Genomic DNA, 18,798 nt, shown 5'->3' on the forward strand with positions numbered 1-18,798 from the left:
CTCAAGAGTCTTGCCAAAATACTTTGTTTTTATATGTTATTCTATATATCATTTAATTTAAGTATTAAATTTCAAAATAGAAATGATAGTGAAATTTACAACGTGAATTAAAATGTGCTTGGCAACTTGGACAAGTTTCAGTCATCATGTATTCATGAATAGAGAGTTCATTTTGACAGACTCCACAAAGTATCGCCTTTTTATGAAATTCCTCTGCTGACCAACGCTGAATGTTATGAGATTCATGTTCGTTATGACATTGATAACAAGGATAATACTTTTCACAACATTTAAATTTAATCGCTATAATGTCAAGAAATGTATGATAGTGAATACAACGTGTTTCATTGTCTACGAGAGAACCATAAACTTTTAGCATTTTTCACATCTCCTAACATTGAGAATTTACTCTGACTCTGGATATTCGCCAATGATTCGAACTTCACGATGTAATTCAACATCAAATTTTTCTTTCACGACTTTTTGTACGTGATGAATTAAATTCTCATAATCTGTTGCTGTACCATTATCGACATTTACCATAAACCCAGCATGTTTAGTTGAGACTTCTACGCCACCAATACGATGACCTTGAAGATTTGAATCTTGAATTAATTTTCCAGCAAAATGACCTGGAGGACGTTGGAATACACTACCGCATGAAGGATATTCAAGTGGCTGTTTAGATTCACGACGTTCTGTAAGATCATCCATTTTAGCTTGAATCTCGTTCAAGTTGCCTGGTTCTAAAGTAAATGCTGCTTCAAGAACTACTAAATGTTGTTTTTGAACGACACTATTTCTATAGTCTAAATGTAATTGTTCTTTAGTCAGTTGTATCAAATCGCCGTGTTCATTTACACATAAAGCATAATCGATGCAATCTTTAATTTCTCCTCCATAGGCGCCTGCATTCATATAAACAGCACCACCAACAGAACCAGGAATGCCACAAGCAAATTCTAAGCCGGTAAGAACGTGATCTCTTGCCGCTCTCGATACATCTATAATTGCCGCACCGCTTCCTGCTATAATTGCATCATCTGAGACATTAATATGATTAAGGGATAATAGACTAATCACAATACCTCTGATACCGCCTTCGCGAATAATAATATTTGAACCATTCCCTAAATATGTAACAGGCAATTGATGTTCTTGAGCATAACGTACGATAGTTTGTACTTGTTCATTTTCGATAGGTGAAAGGTAAAAATCTGCATTTCCACCAGTTTTCGTGTATGTATAACGTTTTAACGGTTCATTAACTTTAATAATATTGTCAGGTACTAAAGATTTTAAATCTTTTAAGATGTCTTCTTGTTCTAACATAAGTACATCCTTTCTTCTCTTCTATAATCTAAACTTTATTATAGCAACTTTACATATGTTTTGCTAAAAGAGTTTAAAACAATTTGTATATCATTAAAGTGTATGATACAAATTATCAAAAAATTTCTGTTTTTGGTTTTCGTAGTATCGGATTGTTGAATTTAAATTGATAAATTCATTTTTCTGATTAGAAAACATCTGTGCTACGTGTTTTTGTGTAGACAGTACGTGATCTATAGCTAAATATTGAGTGAATAAGGGCGTATCTATTTGAATAATGTGTAATCGTATTATTTGCTTAAGATTGATCATATTATCAAATTTTGCCATCATCACTTTCTTTTTATAAGGATGGTGTAATCGATAAAAGCCTACATAATTCAATCTCTTTTCATCAAGAGAGGTAATATCATGGAGATTATTGACTCCAACTAAAACATCTAAAATCGGTTCTGTGGGATAAGAAAAATGTCTTGTTCCTCCGATATGTTGTGTGAATTTTACTGGAGAATCTAACAAGTTAAATAACAGAGCTTTAGTGTCTTCATACAACTGATGATAATCATTGACGTTGGGACAATTTATAAATGATTGAACAGATGCATACATATGTAACTCCTTCAATTAAATAATTATACAAATTCTGAAATACTATAACATAATTTATTTTCAATATAAATAACTTTATGTATAATACGGGTGTTAGGAGTGCAAAAATGAAAAAATTAATAATACTTTCATTATGTTCACTATACTGTTTGATACTTTCTGGTTGTGGTCAGAATAATAACGAAGATTTAAATCGATTCAAACAACACCTATCTAAAGTAGAGACCAAGCAAAAAAGCGTGGAAAAAGTGATGAATCAATTAGAGCTGAACCGTTTAAATGATATAAGTAAAACCGATACAACAGATAAAAATAAAAAGTCATTTGAACGACTACAGAAAAATATAAATCACCGTTTAGTGCCTGAGTTTAAAGAGTATGAAAAAGAAGCTAAACATCTTCCGGCTAAGACAAATAAAACTCGTCAATTAAAGAAAGATTATTTAAATCATGTGAGTAAGCAACATCAATCTATAAATGAAATTAAATCATTTGTAGATTTATATAATCAATCAGTTGTGGAAAATGAAAAAATTCTAAATTATACCCATTCATTTGAAATAAATAGAGCACTAGTAGAAAAAGATATACGTAAAACAAATAATCAAGAAAATGCACATCTATTAAAATCTAAAATTGAAAACAATAATCGTAATTTACGAAAAACTGCTCAAAAATATTTAGAAAAGGATAATTATCCTACTTCAAAAGCAATTAATGAGCATATAAAACCACTGATACAAAAACAGATTAAAGATTTAAATCAGACTAATATTACAGATTCACATGTAAACAATGCTCGTAAAAATGCGATAGAAATGTACTATAATTTACTTAATTATTATGAGACACGTGAAACAACTATTAAGATTGAAGATCAACTTTCAAAAATTAATGTTGAAAAACTACCTAAAACGGGTAAAGATTTAAGTAAGGGAAATCACAACTTTAAAACAGAATTAGAAAAAGTACAGCAAAACGAATAAAACCTAAATTTAAATTTTTGGTTAACATTATATGATGAAATGTGTATAATTGTAGCCATTGAGAAGTTTAATTTAAAAAAAGGGACAAAGTTAAAAAATTTAGAGGTGAATAGAATGGCTATAAAGCTGAGTTCGATTGACCAGTTTGAACAAGTATTAGAAGAACATAACGATGTATTTGTATTAAAACATAGTGACACATGTCCAATTTCAGCTGCAGCATTTGATCAATTTAATAAGTTTTTATATGAAAGAGACATAGATGGATATTATCTAGTAGTTCAAGAAGAAAGAAAACTTTCTGATTATATTGCTGAAAAGACAAATGTGAAACATGAATCACCACAAGCTTTTTATTTTGTAGATGGAAAAGCTGTATGGAATGCTAGTCATAGTGATATTAATGTATCTACATTAGCACAAGCTGAAGAATAAGAAAGATAATATATCGATTTAAGAGTCTGGTACATTTTTTGTTACCAGCTCTTTATTATATCTACATTTTTATCATTTTAAATGACTTTTATATTTATAAAATATAAAAAATGAAATATGCGATGAACCTATGTATAATGTGAAAGTGAAGTTATAACGTATGAATTTAAGAAAGATAGAAAGTGGCATGAGGTGAAAATAGAATGAAAATTTTAGTAGCCATGGATGAATTTAACGGTATTATTTCGAGTTATCAAGCGAATCGTTATGTGGAAGAGGCAATAGCAAGTCAAATTGATCATGCAGATATTGTACAGGTACCTTTATTTAACGGACGTCATGAATTATTAAATTCAGTATTTCTTTGGCAATCAGGTACAAAATATAAAGTGAATGTTCATGATGCCGATATGAATGAGATTGAAACAATATATGGACAAACTGAAGAAGGTACTGTAATTATTGAAAGTAATTTATTTTCAAAAGGTCATAAAGCAATTGAGCAACGTACTAGTTTTGGGTTAGGAGAAGTTATTTTAGATGCATTAAACAAGGACACAGATCATATTATTATATCTTTAGGTGGTATGGATAGTTTTGATGGTGGCGTAGGGATGCTACAAGCTTTAGGAGCTAAATTTTATGATGATGAAAATAGAGAACTTGACGCACGAGAAGGCGCACAAATGATTAAGTTCATTCGTCATATTGACATTTCTGGACTGCCTAGTACATTGGAAAATGTCAGACTACAAGTGATGACGGATTTTTCTAGTAAGTTGTATGGAAAAAATAGTGAAATTATGAAATTAAGCTATAACCATCAAATTCCACACAAAAAAGCAGTGGAAATTGATAATTTAATTTGGTACTTAAATGAGATTATGAAAAATGAATTACATATTGCTTTAGGGCCAATTGAACGTGGCGGAGCCGGTGGCGGTATTGCTGCGGTGTTGAAAGCATTATACAACACAGAAATTTTAACGAGTCATGAACTAGTAAATCAAATTACACATTTAGATGAGTTAGTATCTCAGGCAGATTTAATTATCTTTGGAGAGGGTTTAAAAGAAGAAGATCATATGCTTGAAACAACCACATTGACTATTGCGGAACTTACAGAAAAATATCACAAACCATCTATTGCAATTTGTGCGACTAATGATAAGTTTGATATATTTAATCATCATCGCGTAACAGCCATGTTTAACACATTTATTGAAATGCCGAAAACATACACAGATTTTAAAATGGGTCTTCAAATTAGACATTATACAGTTCAAGCTTTACGATTATTAAAAACTACAGCTAAGGGAATAAAATAAATAAAAAAGTTTAGTTCAAAGAATGAACTAAACTTTTTTTATTTATTATTTTTCATATTGTGTTACTTCTTGAGCAATACCAATAATCACTTGTACTGCTTTTTCCATTACATCGATAGAAGCATATTCAAATGGACCATGGAAGTTTCCACATCCTGTAAAAATATTAGGTGTAGGTAAACCTTTAAATGAAAGCTGAGAACCATCAGTACCACCACGTATAGGCGCAGTATTTGGTTTTATCTCTAAATCTGCAAATACTTTTTTAGGAATATCAATAATATACGGATGTGGCTTAATTTGTTCAGCCATATTATAGTATTGGTCTTCGATATCTACTTTTACTGGATAACCTTCATAATGAATATTAATATCATCACGAATTTCTAAAAGTTTTTTCTTTTTAAGTTCAAAAGATTTTCTATCGTGATCTCTTATAATATATTGTAAAGAAGCTTTTTCAACTGTTCCTTCTATTTTCATTAAATGATAGAAGCCTTCATAACCTTTTGTACGTTCTGGTACTTCATTAGCAGGTAGTAGACTATGGAATTGATGTACTAATCCAATAGCATTAACCATTACGTTTTTTGCAGAACCAGGATGAACATTTACACCATGGGCAGTGATTGTTGCTTCTGCTGCATTAAAACTTTCGAATTGTAATTCTCCAAACTCACTGCCATCCATAGTATAGGCAAAATCGGCATTAAAGCGTTCCACATTAAATTTGTGAGGACCACGACCTATTTCTTCATCAGGTGTAAAAGCTATACGTATGCGACCATGTTTAATTTCTGGATGGGTCTGCAAGTATTTTACTGCTTCCATAATTTCTACAACACCTGCTTTATCATCGGCACCTAGTAAAGATGTACCATCTGTAATCATTAGAGTGTGACCTTCTAATTTTTTAAGTTCTGGAAATACATCTTGACTTAATATTCGATTTGTTTGACCTAATTTAATAGGTTGACCATCATAATTTTCTATAATCTGAGGATTAACATTTGTCGCATTAAAATCTGGTGATGTATCTACATGTGCTAAGAAACCTACAGTAGGAACTTCTTTTTCTATGTTACTTTCTAAAGTGGCAAACAGATAACCATTATTATCCAATTCTGTTTCTAATCCAAAGTCTTGCAGTTCTTTTTGTAATAAATGTAATAAATCCCATTGTTTTTCAGTAGAAGGCGTCGATTTCGATTCGGGATTTGATTGTGTATCTATTTTTACATATCTTGATAATCTATCTATAATCTGTACTTTCATAACGAAACATCCCCTTAGACTCTATTGTTCATATTGTAAGATTTTCTATACGTTTTTCCTTTGATTTTACCATAAAATTGCTTAATACGTGTGTAAATATAGTAGAGAATTTCTGCTACCAATATCCCAAAAGCAATTGAACCAGAAATTAATGTGACCTCTAGAAATGTATTCACAGCATGAGTATAGTCATTAGATACTAAAAATCGTGTTGCTTCATATGCTGTACCACCAGGAACAAGAGGGATTATACCTGGCACAATGAAGATAATCACGGGTCTTTTATAGCGTCGACTCATCACATGACTTAATAAACCAAGAATTAAACTACCTAAAAACGCAGCGCCAACTTTTCCTAAATCCATATCTACGGTATATTGATAAATTGTCCAAGCTAAGGCGCCGACAAATCCACAAGCAAGTAAAAGTCGTTTAGGAGCATTAAATATAATAGAAAAAAGTACTGTCGAAATAAAACTGATAACAAAATGAAATAGATAAAATAACATACATAAACAGCCTTTCTTAAAGAATTAATAAAACAATCGCTACGCCTGCACCAATAGCGAATGATGTTAGTGCAGCTTCTACACCACGAGACATTCCAGCAAGTAGCTCGCCAGCCATTAAATCTCTAATAGCGTTACAAATTAAAATTCCAGGTACTAAGGGCATAACACTAGAAATTGTTATAATATTTTGATTTGTAGCAATGCCTAGTTTAGTAAATGTAACAGCAATTGTAATGACTACTGCTGATGCTACAAATTCAGAAAAGAATTTAATTTGAATGTAACGCTGGACAAAGCTAAAAGTTAAGAACGCAGCACCGCCAGCTAAAATAGCAATCCAGCAATCAGAAACAACACCGCCAAACATAAGTAAGAAAAAGCCACATGCAATTGCCGCAGCAAAAAAATTCAATAAAAAAGAATATTGTAATGAAGCTTTACTTAGATGAATCAGTTCTGATTTAGCTTCATCAATGGTTAGCTCATTTTTAGCAATCTTTCTAGAAAGACTATTTGTAAGAGCAATTTTTTCTAAATCTGTAGTACGATCTCTAATTCTTATAAGCCTTGTATTTGTTCGATCATTAAGTGAGAAAATGATAGCGGTCGATGTGACAAAGCTATATGTATCATTTAAACCATAACTGTGAGCAATTCGATTCATAGTATCTTCAACACGGTAAGTTTCAGCTCCAGATTCTAAGAGAATGCGACCAGCTATTAATACAACATCAATCACCTTATTTTCATCGATAATAGTGATTGAATTATTCATAAAAGCACCTCCACAATAATTAAAATATATAATGATTTTCGTGTATATCTATAATATTCTTCGCTTGTATTAATACTTTATTACTAAATCATTCATTTTAAAAGTAGAATAACAAATAAATAATATAGATGTTAAATGAGTATAAAAAAGAGATGCAACAGAATTCATTTCGAATTCCACGTTCCATCTCAAATTAAATCGTAACGTCTATAATTTAATTATAGGATTAAACATGACTTGATTACGACCTTCTTTTTTAGCTACATGGACCATATCATCGGCGTCTTTAAATACTTTACGTTGAGATTTATATTCATCTGGAGATAAATAACCAACGCCAATAGATACAGATAGTTTTATAACTTCCTTATTAGGTAAATGGAACGAAGATTTTTCGACTGCCATCCTAATATTTTCAGCAAGTTTCACACTTTGATCTAAAGAATAATCGAAGATGACAATAGAAAATTCTTCACCGCCATTACGGAAGATTTTAAATTGATGTGGTACATAATTTTTAAGCAATTGAGACATTTGTTTTAGTACAGCGTCTCCTGCTTTATGAGTATATGTATCATTAACATCTTTAAATCCGTCAATGTCAACGAGTAAAAGTGCGAGACTAGTATGTTCTATTTCGGCTTTTTGAGAAATCTTATTTAAATGTCTATCAAATTCTTTTACATTACCTAAACCTGTTAAATAATCATACTTATCCTCGTTTTCGTACCGTGTAACAAGCGAAAAGAAATGCCAGATATCAACAAAGGTAACAGCAGAAGTAATCGTTAGTACGAATGAAATAGGTATAAGTATAATTAATTCAGTTAAATCATATAAAGTTGTGAAGATAGATAAAACAAAAATAATAACAATACTGATAGCATTTAAAATAATTAAAGCAATAATATCATTTTTTTTAAGAAACGGCCCAATTAAACTAACAATAATACCTATTATAATAAGAACGACGCTATAAAAAAATGAATTTCCGAATAAAAATATATCCACTAAACTTATGATAAGTGAGGCAATAAAAGTGTAACCGACGTTTGTATAGCGACCAAGGAATAGTAACGGAACAAAAGTTAGACGAATAAGATATTGATGATGAAAAGGAATAGGGTAAGCTGTTATTAGTAATGCCACCAAAGTCATTAAAATTGTGACATAACCTTTAGAAAATATCATGATTTTATTTTCTGAATATTGTAATCGATGGAATAAATAAATTCCAGCTACCATAACGGCAATATTGTAAATAGTTGCTTCAAACATATTGGGATCGACTCCTTTAAATTAACCATTAGTAATTGTAAGTGAAAACTTACTATTTGTCATTAAGTTGTTTGTTATAAAATATATATTATGAATTTCAGATAGACTTTCATGTTCAAATTTATAACAAAATGATATGATATAAAAAATACGTATCTTTACAAAAAATTTACAATTAATTTTAATTAGTTTATGATACACGATTAAAAGTGGTCTGTTTAATGAATAGATTATTACGAAGAAAATAAACAGACTAATAATATATAAAACTGAAAAAGTATATATACTACTATAGTCTAATTTAAAAAATTGATAATAATTGTTTAAATAGTATAGATGAAAAAATAACAGGAATATATTGAAGGTGAACTGATGTATACTTTATTACTTATTGTTGTAACATTGGTAATCAGTTTAATAATAACGCCTATTATAATAAAGGTTTCTTTTAAATTTAATTTAGTAGATCGACCTAACTATAGAAAAGTACATACAAAACCAGTATCAGTCATGGGAGGTACTGTCATACTACTTTCATTTCTTGTTGGTTTATGGTTAGGCCATCCCATAGAGAGGGCAGTTAAACCTTTGGTAATTGGTTTAATTATTATGTATTTTGTAGGCATCATTGATGATATTTATGATTTGAAGCCAATTTTAAAGTTAATTGGACAAATTATAGCGGCATCAGTTGTTGTTTTTTACGGGATTACCATAGATTTTATTTCTTTTCCAATTGGTCCAACCATTCATTTTAGTATTTTAAGTATACCGATTACAATTATATGGATTGTAGCAATAACAAATGCAATAAATTTAATAGATGGTTTAGATGGTTTGGCATCAGGTGTGTCAGTTATTGGTTTAACTACCATTGGTTTCATAGCTATATTACAAGGAAATGTATTTATCATTATGATTTGTAGTTTGCTGATTGGCGCATTACTTGGCTTCTTATTCTTTAATTTCCATCCTGCTACAATCTTTTTAGGCGATGGTGGAGCATTAATGATTGGATTTATTATTGGCTTTTTATCCTTACTAGGTTTTAAAAATATCACATTTATTTCTTTATTCTTCCCAATTGTTATTTTAGCGGTACCATTTATTGATACCTTATTTGCGATGATTAGAAGAGTGAGAAATGGTCAACACATTATGCAAGCAGATAAATCACATTTACATCATAAACTTCTTGCATTAGGATATACACATCGTCAAACAGTATTACTGATATACTCTATTGCGATTATGTTTAGTTTATCGAGTATTATATTGTATTTATCTCAACCATTAGGTGTATTACTAATGTTTATCTTAATCGTCATCACAATTGAACTCATCGTTGAATTTACTGGTTTAATAGATGATAGTTATCGTCCTATTCTTAATTTAATTTCTAAAAAAAATGACGATGCATCTCGCCATAAGACAAACCATAAATAATATTTTTATTCACTTATTTACAAAAGCCAGCAATCTTAAGCGTTTGCTGGCTTTTGTAATTTAATTAATTTGTTTCAATATCAAAAGGTAATTGCTTAGGTGTATCTTTTTCTAAATCATATTGACTTGCTGTATTACGGTTTAAAAATTCGATAAATGAATCATATTCTGTTTCTACAACATCAATCTTATAACTCACTTTATCAGTGTAAACTTTGTCTCTTAGAAAAAAAGAAGTTGAAGCAAGTTCATACTCAAATTTACCTGTTAAGTCATAATTAATGGTAACAGTAGTGGGAATAGCATTTCTTAATTCTACACGGCCGATATCGTAAATCACATCTCGTACTGCACCACTATATGCACGAATTAATCCGCCACCGCCAAGTTTAATGCCACCAAAATACCGAGTAACTACCACACAAGCATTGTGAATATCCAGTTTTTTTAATATTTCAAGCATAGGAACACCTGCTGTTCCTGTTGGTTCTCCATCATCGTTGGCTTTTTGTATATTCATTTGATTGCCAACAGTATACGCAGAACAATTATGTGTTGCTTCTTTATGAGTTTGTTTTACTTCTTTTATAAACATCTTAGCCTCATCTTCTGAGGAAACAGGTTTGATATGAGCAATAAATCGAGATTTATTAATTGTATTTTCAATAATATGTTCTTTTTTTATAGTAATAACATGATCACTCAATTGATAAATACCTCCACGATATGATTAATATGAATTTTATTATACACGTTTGTTTTCTTTTAGATAAATAATTGATTATGAATTTCCTTTTTTATTAAAATAATTTATAATACTGTTGAGTATAATTGAGGAGGACGATTATGAAAATTGCAGTAATGACAGACTCTACTGCGAATCTGCCAAAACATATTATTGAAAAATATCAGATACCGGTTGCACCACTGAGTGTAACATTTGATGATGGAGAAACATTTACTGAACATCCAGATCTTTCAAAAGAATCTTTTTATAAAAAAATGGCCGCATCTAAAACAATTCCTACAACAAGTCAACCAGCTATTGGTGAATGGATAAAGAACTACGAGGAATTGAGAGATAAAGGTTATACAGATGTTATCGTCTTTAATTTATCAAGTGGTATTAGTGGGAGTTATCCATCAGCAACACAAGCAGGTGAAATGGTAGATGGCATTCAAGTCCACACATTTGATACAAGATTAGCTTCTATGGTTGAAGGCAGCTATGTGATTTATACATTAAAATTGATTGAAGACGGAGCAACCCCTAACGAAATTATTGAGGAATTAACGTCTATTCGTAAAGATACAGGTGCATACTTATTTGTTGATGATTTAAAAAATTTACAAAAAAGTGGTCGTATTACTGGTGCCCAAGCATGGATTGGAACACTTTTACAAATGAAGCCAGTGCTTAAGTTTGAAGAAGATGGAAAAATTCATCCTTTAGAAAAAGTACGTACACGTAAGCGAGCTTATAATTCTATAGAACAACATGCACTTGATATTGCGAAAAATATTAATGATGTAACAGTATTTGTGATTAATGGAGATAAAACAAAAGAGGGTAAAGATTTTTGTGCTAAATTAAAAGAGAAATATTCAAATATTAATATTCAATATTGTGAATATGGACCAGTCATTGCATCTCATTTAGGTTCAGGTGGAATCGGAGTTGGATATTTCCCAAGAAAAATTGTAATCGAATAAGATGAAGGTCTAATCGTTAAAAGTGAGAACATGGAGGGCTAAGGTACCCATCTCCTTTTCGATTAGACTTTTTTTATTTTAATAAGGAAGTGATGAAATATTAAATATTATGGAAGATTAGTATCTTCAGAAATAGAATTAAAAGATGAAATAATCAGTGAGAAAACGTTAGGTATCGTAAAGAGTTCAAAAGGATATCGATGTATTCAATGTGGTAATGAAGATAGTGCTCATTTCTATCAATATTTTTCCTCTATTCTTAATAAAGAAGTAATATATTGTCGACAATGTATACATCTAGGAAGAATGGATAATATTACTGAATATAAAATCATTAAAAGTAAAAATGTTAAATCAGAGGGATTATATACATTATCTTTTAAATTATCTGAACAGCAATGTTATGCATCTGAAAAAATCTTATCTGCTATAGAAAACTGTGAAAACTTACTATTATATGCAGTAACTGGTGCAGGAAAAACAGAGATGATATATGAGGGTATTAGCTTATCACGTAAAAGAGGATTTAATGTAGCAATCATCTCTCCAAGAGTAGATGTAGTAGTAGAGATTAGCCAGCGTATTAAAGAAGTTTTTTTGAAAGAAAATATTGACGTATTGCATCAATCAAGTAAACAACAATATAACGGACATTTTGTAATTTGTACTATCCATCAACTATATCGATTTAAAAATCACTTTGAAGTTATTTTTGTCGACGAAGTTGATGCATTTCCGCTTCCTATGGATCATCATCTACAAAATGCTATTAAACAAGCGGCTAAACCGCTATCTACATTGATTTATATGACTGCAACGCCACCTAGACATTTACTGCATCAAATACCAAAACATCGCATTATACAGTTACCTGCTCGCTTTCATAGACACCCATTACCAGTTCCAAAATTTAAATATTTTAAATTAAATATGAATCGTACTCAAAGTTTTTTAAAGTACATGTTATTAAATCAGATTGAACATAAAAGATTTACGTTAGTATTTTTTAATAATATAGAAAATATGATTAAGATATCCGAATACTATAAAAAAATATTTTCAGATTTGATATGTATTTCAAGTGAAGATGCTTTACGTTTTGAAAAAGTGAAAGCACTTCGTGAAGGAAAACATCGAATTGTTTTTACAACAACAATTTTAGAACGTGGATTTACTATGGCTCAATTAGACGTTATCGTAATTAATGCAGATACATTTGAAAAGGCTGCATTAGTACAAATTGCTGGAAGAGTTGGACGTAAACAAGAAGCTCCCACAGGAAAGGTATTATTTCTTCATGAAGGTGTGAGTATATCAATGTTGATGGCTAAAAAAGATATTACAAAAATGAATAAATTAGGGATTCAAAGAGGGTGGATCGATGAATAAATGTATTCAGTGTGCTACTCCTATTCACGAAGAACTATCTATATTTAATTTTTATAAATCACCACAACAATTTTGTGAAACATGCACAAAACAATGGCAAGCCATTAAACTTGATATCAATGATAAAAAAAGATGTACAAGATGTCTTAATTATAAAATAAATACAAGTGATGAATGTTTAGACTGTAAATGTCTCAATCAACAATTTACTCTAATGTCACAACTGTATTGTGAATATAAATATGATGGAATAATGAAAGAAACGATTCATCATTACAAATTTATGAAGGATTACTATTTAGCTGAAGTTTTAGCTTCAAAGTTAACATTGCCTAAAACGTCATATGACTATATTGTCCCTATCCCATCCCCTTATAAAAGAGATGAACATCGAACGTTTAATCCAGTAACCACTGTTTTGGACAAAATGGGGGTAAGCTATATAGAATTATTAGGGACACATTCACGACCTAAGCAATCAAAACTTGGAAAAAAAGAGCGATTTAAAGCTGACAATCCGTTCTATCTTAAAGAAAATATAGATATTACGAATAAAAATATTTTACTGATTGATGATATCTATACTACCGGTTTGACAGTTCATTATGCGGGGAGTGTATTATGTAATAAAAAAGTCGGAAAATTCAAAGTGTTTGCGTTTTCAAGATGACTTAAACATGATATTATAATAGTAAGAATACCAATATTAGAGGTTAAAGGAGAGATAACTATGATTAGATTTGAAATTCATGGAGATAACCTCACTATTACAGATGCTATCCGCAACTATATTGAGGAAAAAATTGGTAAACTTGAACGTTATTTTAATAATGTGCCAAATGCAGTTGCACATGTAAAAGTTAAAACGTATCAAAATTCAGCTACTAAAATCGAGGTAACAATTCCTTTGAAAAATGTTACATTGAGAGCTGAAGAACGACACGACGATTTATACGCAGGCATTGATTTAGTTACAAGCAAATTAGAACGTCAAGTTCGTAAATATAAAACGCGTGTGAATCGTAAGAATAGAGATAATGGAGAACCAGAACCATTTATTGCTGAGCAACAAACAGTAGTGAATGAGGATGTGGAAGCGACTTCTGAATCATCAAATGAGAATGAAATAGAAATTATTCGTTCTAAACAGTTTAGCTTAAAACCAATGGATTCTGAAGAAGCAGTATTACAAATGGATTTATTAGGGCATGATTTTTACATTTTTACAGATCGTGAAACAGATGGTACAAGTATTGTGTATCGACGTAAAGATGGTAAATATGGTCTGATTGAAACAACTGAATAGTTGAATGTAGACGTTCTTTACGAAAGTTTAAGTATGAGAGGAGCTATGACTAGAATTGAAAATGCATGACATAGGCACGTATTCAATTCAGTCAATGACTACTCCCTTGTTTAAAGGTACCTGAGACAAGTTGATGTCCCAGGTACTTTTATTATTTAGAAGAAAATAATAAATATTATATGTATCGTACAATGTGAAAAATGAGTATGAAGCTACTATTAACTAGCTATTTTTACACTTATTCATGGACGGTATAATCATGCTATGCTAATGTAATGAGGTAATTAAAAATTAAAGGATAGTAAGTTTTTGAAATAGAAAGAAAGTTTAGATATAAAAGTAATTATTGTACACAATTAAGCATATCATTTATATGAGTATTTAAGTATAAATTTGAACTTATAAATGATATTATAAATTGTTGTAGGCCAAACAGTTTTTTTAGCTAAAGGAGCGAACATAATGGGATTTTTATCAAAAATTGTTGACGGCAATAAGAAAGAAGTGAAACGTTTAAGTAAAAAAGCCGATGAAGTACTTGCTTTAGAGGAAAAAATGGCGATTTTAACTGACGAAGAAATCAGAAATAAAACAAAGCAATTTCAAGAAGAAGCACAAGCAATTGAAGATGTAAAAAAACAAAATGACTATTTAGATAAAATTTTACCACAAGCATTTGCATTAGTACGTGAAGGTGCAAAACGTGTATTTAACATGTCACCTTATAAAGTCCAAGTTATGGGTGGTATTGCTATTCATAAAGGCGATATTGCAGAAATGAGAACTGGTGAAGGTAAAACATTAACTGCGACAATGCCAACGTATTTAAATGCTTTAGCAGGGCGAGGCGTTCATGTTATTACAGTCAATGAATACTTATCTAGTGTTCAAAGTGAAGAAATGGCTGAATTATATGAGTTTTTAGGTTTAACAGTTGGTTTAAATCTAAATAGCAAATCTACTGAAGAAAAACGTGAAGCATACGTAAAAGACATTACTTATAGTACAAATAATGAATTAGGCTTTGATTACTTAAGAGATAATATGGTGAATTATGCGGAAGAACGCGTAATGAGACCATTACATTTTGCTATTATTGATGAGGTTGACTCTATTTTAATAGATGAGGCAAGAACACCGCTAATTATTTCAGGTGAAGCTGAAAAGTCAACGTCTCTTTATACTCAAGCGAATGTTTTTGCTAAGATGTTAAAAGCGGATGAAGATTATAAATATGATGAAAAAACAAAAGCTGTTCATTTAACAGAACAAGGTGCAGATAAAGCAGAACGAATGTTTAAAATTGATAATTTATATGATGTTCAAAATGTAGATATTATTAGTCATATTAATACTGCTTTAAGAGCACATGTGACTTTACAACGTGATGTCGATTACATGGTCGTAGATGGAGAAGTATTAATTGTAGATCAATTCACTGGTCGTACAATGCCTGGACGTCGTTTTTCTGAAGGATTGCATCAAGCTATTGAAGCTAAAGAAGGCGTGAAAATTCAAAATGAATCTAAAACAATGGCTTCAATTACTTTCCAAAACTACTTCCGTATGTATAATAAATTAGCTGGAATGACTGGGACTGCTAAAACTGAAGAAGAAGAGTTCCGTAATATCTATAATATGACAGTAACTCAAATTCCAACGAACAAACCTGTTCAACGTCAAGATAAGTCTGATTTAATTTATATTAGTCAAAAAGGAAAGTTTGATGCAGTTGTAGACGATGTGGTTGAAAAACATAAACAAGGGCAACCAGTTTTATTAGGTACTGTTGCAGTAGAAACAAGTGAATACATTTCAAATTTATTGAAAAAACGTGGTATACGTCATGATGTATTAAATGCGAAGAATCATGAAAGAGAAGCTGAAATTGTAGCCAATGCAGGACAAAAAGGTGCAGTTACTATTGCTACTAATATGGCTGGACGTGGAACAGACATTAAATTAGGTGAAGGCGTAGAAGAAATAGGTGGCCTTGCAGTAATAGGTACTGAAAGACATGAATCTCGTCGTATTGATGATCAGTTACGTGGTCGTTCAGGTCGTCAAGGAGATAAAGGGGATAGTCGTTTCTACTTATCATTACAAGATGAATTAATGGTTCGTTTTGGTTCTGAAAGACTTCAAAAAATGATGAATCGTTTAGGTATGGATGATTCAACGCCAATAGAATCTAAAATGGTTTCACGCGCAGTTGAATCAGCTCAAAAACGTGTTGAAGGAAATAACTTTGATGCACGTAAACGTATTCTCGAGTATGATGAAGTATTACGTAAACAACGTGAAATTATTTATAATGAACGTAATAGCATTATAGATTCAGAAGATAGTTCAGAAATTGTTATTGTGATGATGCGTACTACTTTACAGAGAGCGATTAACTATTATATTAACGATGAAGATGATAATCCTGATTATGGACCATTTATAGATTATGTTAATGATGTGTTTATTCAAGAAGGAGAATTAACTGAAGAAGAAATTAAAGGTAAAGATTCTGAAGACATTTTTGAAGTGGTATGGACTAAAATTGAAAAAGGTTATGAAAGCCAAAAAGAAAAAATTGGAGATCAAATGCCTGAATTTGAACGTATGATTTTATTACGTTCTATTGATACTCATTGGACTGACCATATTGATACAATGGATCAGTTACGCCAAGGTATACACTTACGTTCATATGCCCAACAAAATCCACTTCGTGATTACCAAAATGAAGGACACGAGTTATTTGACTTAATGATGCAAGCTATTGAAGAAGATACGTCTAAATATATATTGAAATCTGTTATTCAAGTAGACGAACAAGTTGAACGTGAAAAAACAACAGATTTTGGCAAGGCACAACACGTATCTGCTGAAGATGGCAAAGAAAAAGCAAAAAAACAGCCTATTGTAAAAGGTGAAAAAATCGGACGTAATGATCCTTGTCCTTGTGGTAGTGGTAAAAAATATAAAAATTGCCATGGTAAAGAAGATTAATATCAAGTAATTATAATTAGGCGAGATCGAGACGTATATTGCTTATCATTTAAAAGCTTTTGTCGCGATCTCGTATTTTATTTAAAGAATTTATAAATAAAGGAGACATATATAGTGGAATTATCAGAAATCAAACGTAATATTGATGAATATAATAATGATTTAGAACAAATTAGGGGGTCTCTTTGACTTAGAAAATAAAGAAACAAATATTCAAGAATATGAAGAAATGATGACAGAACCAGACTTTTGGGATAACCAAAATAAAGCTCAAGATGTTATTGATAAAAATAATGCGTTAAAATCGATAGTTAATGGTTACTATGAGCTCAATCATAAATTAGAAGATATGGATGCAACATGGGAATTACTTCAAGAGGAGTATGATGATGAAATCAAAGAAGATTTAGAACAAGATATTGTAGCATTCAGAGAACAAATCGATCAGTTTGAATTACAATTATTATTAGATGGTCCACATGATGCAAATAATGCTATTTTAGAGTTGCATCCTGGTGCTGGAGGGACCGAATCTCAAGACTGGGCTAGCATGTTATTAAGAATGTACCAAAGATATGGTGAACAACAAGGCTTTAAAATAGAAACCATCGATTATTTACCAGGTGATGAAGCGGGAGTAAAAAGCGTTACATTATTGATTAAAGGTCATAACGCCTACGGTTACTTAAAAGCAGAAAAAGGAGTACACCGACTTGTAAGAATTTCACCTTTTGATTCATCTGGAAGACGTCATACGTCATTTGCTTCTTGTGATGTTATACCAGAATTTGATAATGATGAGATAGAAATAGAAATTAATCCTGATGATATTACAGTAGATACATTTAGAGCATCAGGTGCAGGTGGACAACATATCAATAAAACAGAGTCTGCAATCCGTATTACTCACCATCCAACTGGAATTGTAGTGAATAACCAAAATGAACGTTCTCAAATCAAGAACCGTGAAGCTGCAATGAAAATGTTGAAATCTAAATTATATCAATTGAAGTTAGAAGAGCAAGAACGTGAAATGGCAGAAATTCGTGGTGAACAAAAAGAAATAGGATGGGGTAGTCAAATTCGTTCGTATGTATTCCATCCATATTCTATGGTAAAAGATCATCGTACAAATGAAGAGACTGCTAAGGTAGATGCAGTAATGGATGGAGATATTGCGCCATTTATAGAAGCTTATTTACGACAAACGATGTCACAAAATGATTGATTGAGTTGTTTATTAATAAAAAATAAAATTTTAAAATCTAAATAAATCTAACTTTAAAATGTAATTCGTGACTTGTAATATTACTAATTTAATCAATTTAAACTAATTTAGGAGTGTTATTTAACCTTTATATTACAAGGTTTTAACATTCCTCTTTTTTAATGTTGTTTATGCTAAAGTATTAAT

The 18,798-nt window shown here is 30.8% G+C and carries 18 protein-coding genes; 10 read left to right on the top strand and 8 right to left on the bottom strand.

All coding sequences use genetic code 11. The annotated features are described in order from the left end of the window. Positions 1–64: 64 nt before the first annotated feature. The 3 genes from HMPREF2953_RS02625 to HMPREF2953_RS02635 all read right to left on the bottom strand — a co-directional run bounded on the left by HMPREF2953_RS02625 (position 65) and on the right by HMPREF2953_RS02635 (position 1,941). Complete coding sequence (locus HMPREF2953_RS02625) at positions 65–379, bottom strand: CHY zinc finger protein (RefSeq protein WP_070671653.1); 315 nt, start codon at positions 377–379, stop codon at positions 65–67. A gap of 26 nt (positions 380–405) precedes the next feature. Then, positions 406–1,332: a UDP-N-acetylmuramate dehydrogenase gene (murB, locus tag HMPREF2953_RS02630; protein WP_049419783.1), complete on the bottom strand. Its 927-nt coding sequence runs from the start codon at positions 1,330–1,332 to the stop codon at positions 406–408. A 93-nt stretch (positions 1,333–1,425) separates the two neighbouring features. Further along, complete coding sequence (locus HMPREF2953_RS02635) at positions 1,426–1,941, bottom strand: GrpB family protein (protein ID WP_070671655.1); 516 nt, start codon at positions 1,939–1,941, stop codon at positions 1,426–1,428. A gap of 107 nt (positions 1,942–2,048) precedes the next feature. Here HMPREF2953_RS02635 and HMPREF2953_RS02640 point away from each other — a divergent pair, with 107 nt between their 5' ends. The 3 genes from HMPREF2953_RS02640 to HMPREF2953_RS02650 all read left to right on the top strand — a co-directional run bounded on the left by HMPREF2953_RS02640 (position 2,049) and on the right by HMPREF2953_RS02650 (position 4,690). After that, positions 2,049–2,927, top strand: a complete 879-nt coding sequence (locus HMPREF2953_RS02640) for an EMYY motif lipoprotein (RefSeq protein ID WP_070671657.1) — start codon at positions 2,049–2,051, stop codon at positions 2,925–2,927. Between the two features lie 114 nt (positions 2,928–3,041). Further along, the gene (gene ytxJ / locus HMPREF2953_RS02645; protein ID WP_002449093.1) at positions 3,042–3,362 is read left to right on the top strand and encodes a bacillithiol system redox-active protein YtxJ; all 321 of its coding nucleotides are present in this window, start codon (positions 3,042–3,044) and stop codon (positions 3,360–3,362) included. 203 nt (positions 3,363–3,565) lie between these two features. Further along, complete coding sequence (locus tag HMPREF2953_RS02650; RefSeq protein WP_049335060.1) at positions 3,566–4,690, top strand: glycerate kinase; 1,125 nt, start codon at positions 3,566–3,568, stop codon at positions 4,688–4,690. Between the two features lie 45 nt (positions 4,691–4,735). On the opposite strand, the gene pepT is transcribed toward HMPREF2953_RS02650, so the two are convergent. The 4 genes from pepT to HMPREF2953_RS02670 form a co-directional block, all read right to left on the bottom strand. Beyond that, positions 4,736–5,965, bottom strand: coding sequence for a peptidase T (gene pepT / locus HMPREF2953_RS02655; protein WP_070671659.1), 1,230 nt, complete (start codon positions 5,963–5,965; stop codon positions 4,736–4,738). A 14-nt stretch (positions 5,966–5,979) separates the two neighbouring features. Further along, positions 5,980–6,474, bottom strand: a complete 495-nt coding sequence (locus tag HMPREF2953_RS02660; protein WP_002448047.1) for a threonine/serine exporter family protein — start codon at positions 6,472–6,474, stop codon at positions 5,980–5,982. Positions 6,475–6,490: 16 nt separating this feature from the next. After that, positions 6,491–7,252: a threonine/serine exporter family protein gene (locus tag HMPREF2953_RS02665; protein ID WP_070671661.1), complete on the bottom strand. Its 762-nt coding sequence runs from the start codon at positions 7,250–7,252 to the stop codon at positions 6,491–6,493. A 207-nt stretch (positions 7,253–7,459) separates the two neighbouring features. Then, positions 7,460–8,530: a GGDEF domain-containing protein GdpS gene (locus tag HMPREF2953_RS02670; RefSeq protein ID WP_002448119.1), complete on the bottom strand. Its 1,071-nt coding sequence runs from the start codon at positions 8,528–8,530 to the stop codon at positions 7,460–7,462. A 372-nt stretch (positions 8,531–8,902) separates the two neighbouring features. On the opposite strand from HMPREF2953_RS02670, the gene HMPREF2953_RS02675 reads away from it, so the two are divergent. Next, positions 8,903–9,976, top strand: coding sequence for a glycosyltransferase family 4 protein (locus HMPREF2953_RS02675; RefSeq protein ID WP_070671663.1), 1,074 nt, complete (start codon positions 8,903–8,905; stop codon positions 9,974–9,976). Between the two features lie 64 nt (positions 9,977–10,040). On the opposite strand, the gene HMPREF2953_RS02680 is transcribed toward HMPREF2953_RS02675, so the two are convergent. Then, a complete protein-coding gene (locus HMPREF2953_RS02680) occupies positions 10,041–10,682 on the bottom strand; it encodes a YigZ family protein (RefSeq protein WP_070671665.1) in 642 nt (213 codons plus the stop codon). A 140-nt stretch (positions 10,683–10,822) separates the two neighbouring features. Between HMPREF2953_RS02680 and fakB1 the strand changes: the two genes are divergently transcribed. The 6 genes from fakB1 to prfB all read left to right on the top strand — a co-directional run bounded on the left by fakB1 (position 10,823) and on the right by prfB (position 18,612). After that, entirely contained in the window at positions 10,823–11,689 is an 867-nt protein-coding gene (gene fakB1, locus HMPREF2953_RS02685; protein ID WP_070671668.1) for a fatty acid kinase binding subunit FakB1, read from the top strand. Positions 11,690–11,995: 306 nt separating this feature from the next. Then, positions 11,996–13,078, top strand: a complete 1,083-nt coding sequence (locus HMPREF2953_RS02690) for a DEAD/DEAH box helicase family protein (RefSeq protein WP_049335067.1) — start codon at positions 11,996–11,998, stop codon at positions 13,076–13,078. After that, on the top strand, positions 13,071–13,748 hold the full coding sequence (locus HMPREF2953_RS02695) for a ComF family protein (protein ID WP_070671670.1): 678 nt from the start codon (positions 13,071–13,073) through the stop codon (positions 13,746–13,748). The genes HMPREF2953_RS02690 and HMPREF2953_RS02695 overlap by 8 nt, the downstream gene beginning before the upstream one ends. A gap of 60 nt (positions 13,749–13,808) precedes the next feature. Further along, positions 13,809–14,384: a ribosome hibernation-promoting factor, HPF/YfiA family gene (hpf, locus tag HMPREF2953_RS02700; RefSeq protein WP_002448103.1), complete on the top strand. Its 576-nt coding sequence runs from the start codon at positions 13,809–13,811 to the stop codon at positions 14,382–14,384. Positions 14,385–14,846: 462 nt separating this feature from the next. Beyond that, positions 14,847–17,384 carry a preprotein translocase subunit SecA gene (gene secA, locus HMPREF2953_RS02705; protein WP_049335069.1) on the top strand — a complete coding sequence of 846 codons (2,538 nt, stop codon included), beginning with the start codon at positions 14,847–14,849 and terminating at the stop codon, positions 17,382–17,384. A gap of 114 nt (positions 17,385–17,498) precedes the next feature. Next, a protein-coding gene (gene prfB / locus HMPREF2953_RS02710; protein WP_107622391.1) for a peptide chain release factor 2 occupies positions 17,499–18,612 on the top strand; the annotation gives its coding sequence in 2 pieces (ribosomal slippage) (positions 17,499–17,570 and positions 17,572–18,612; 1,113 coding nt in all). Positions 18,613–18,798 lie beyond the last annotated feature (186 nt).

Origin of the sequence: Staphylococcus sp. HMSC072E01 (assembly GCF_001814125.1) — a bacterium.
GTDB classification, from domain to species: domain Bacteria; phylum Bacillota; class Bacilli; order Staphylococcales; family Staphylococcaceae; genus Staphylococcus; species Staphylococcus hominis.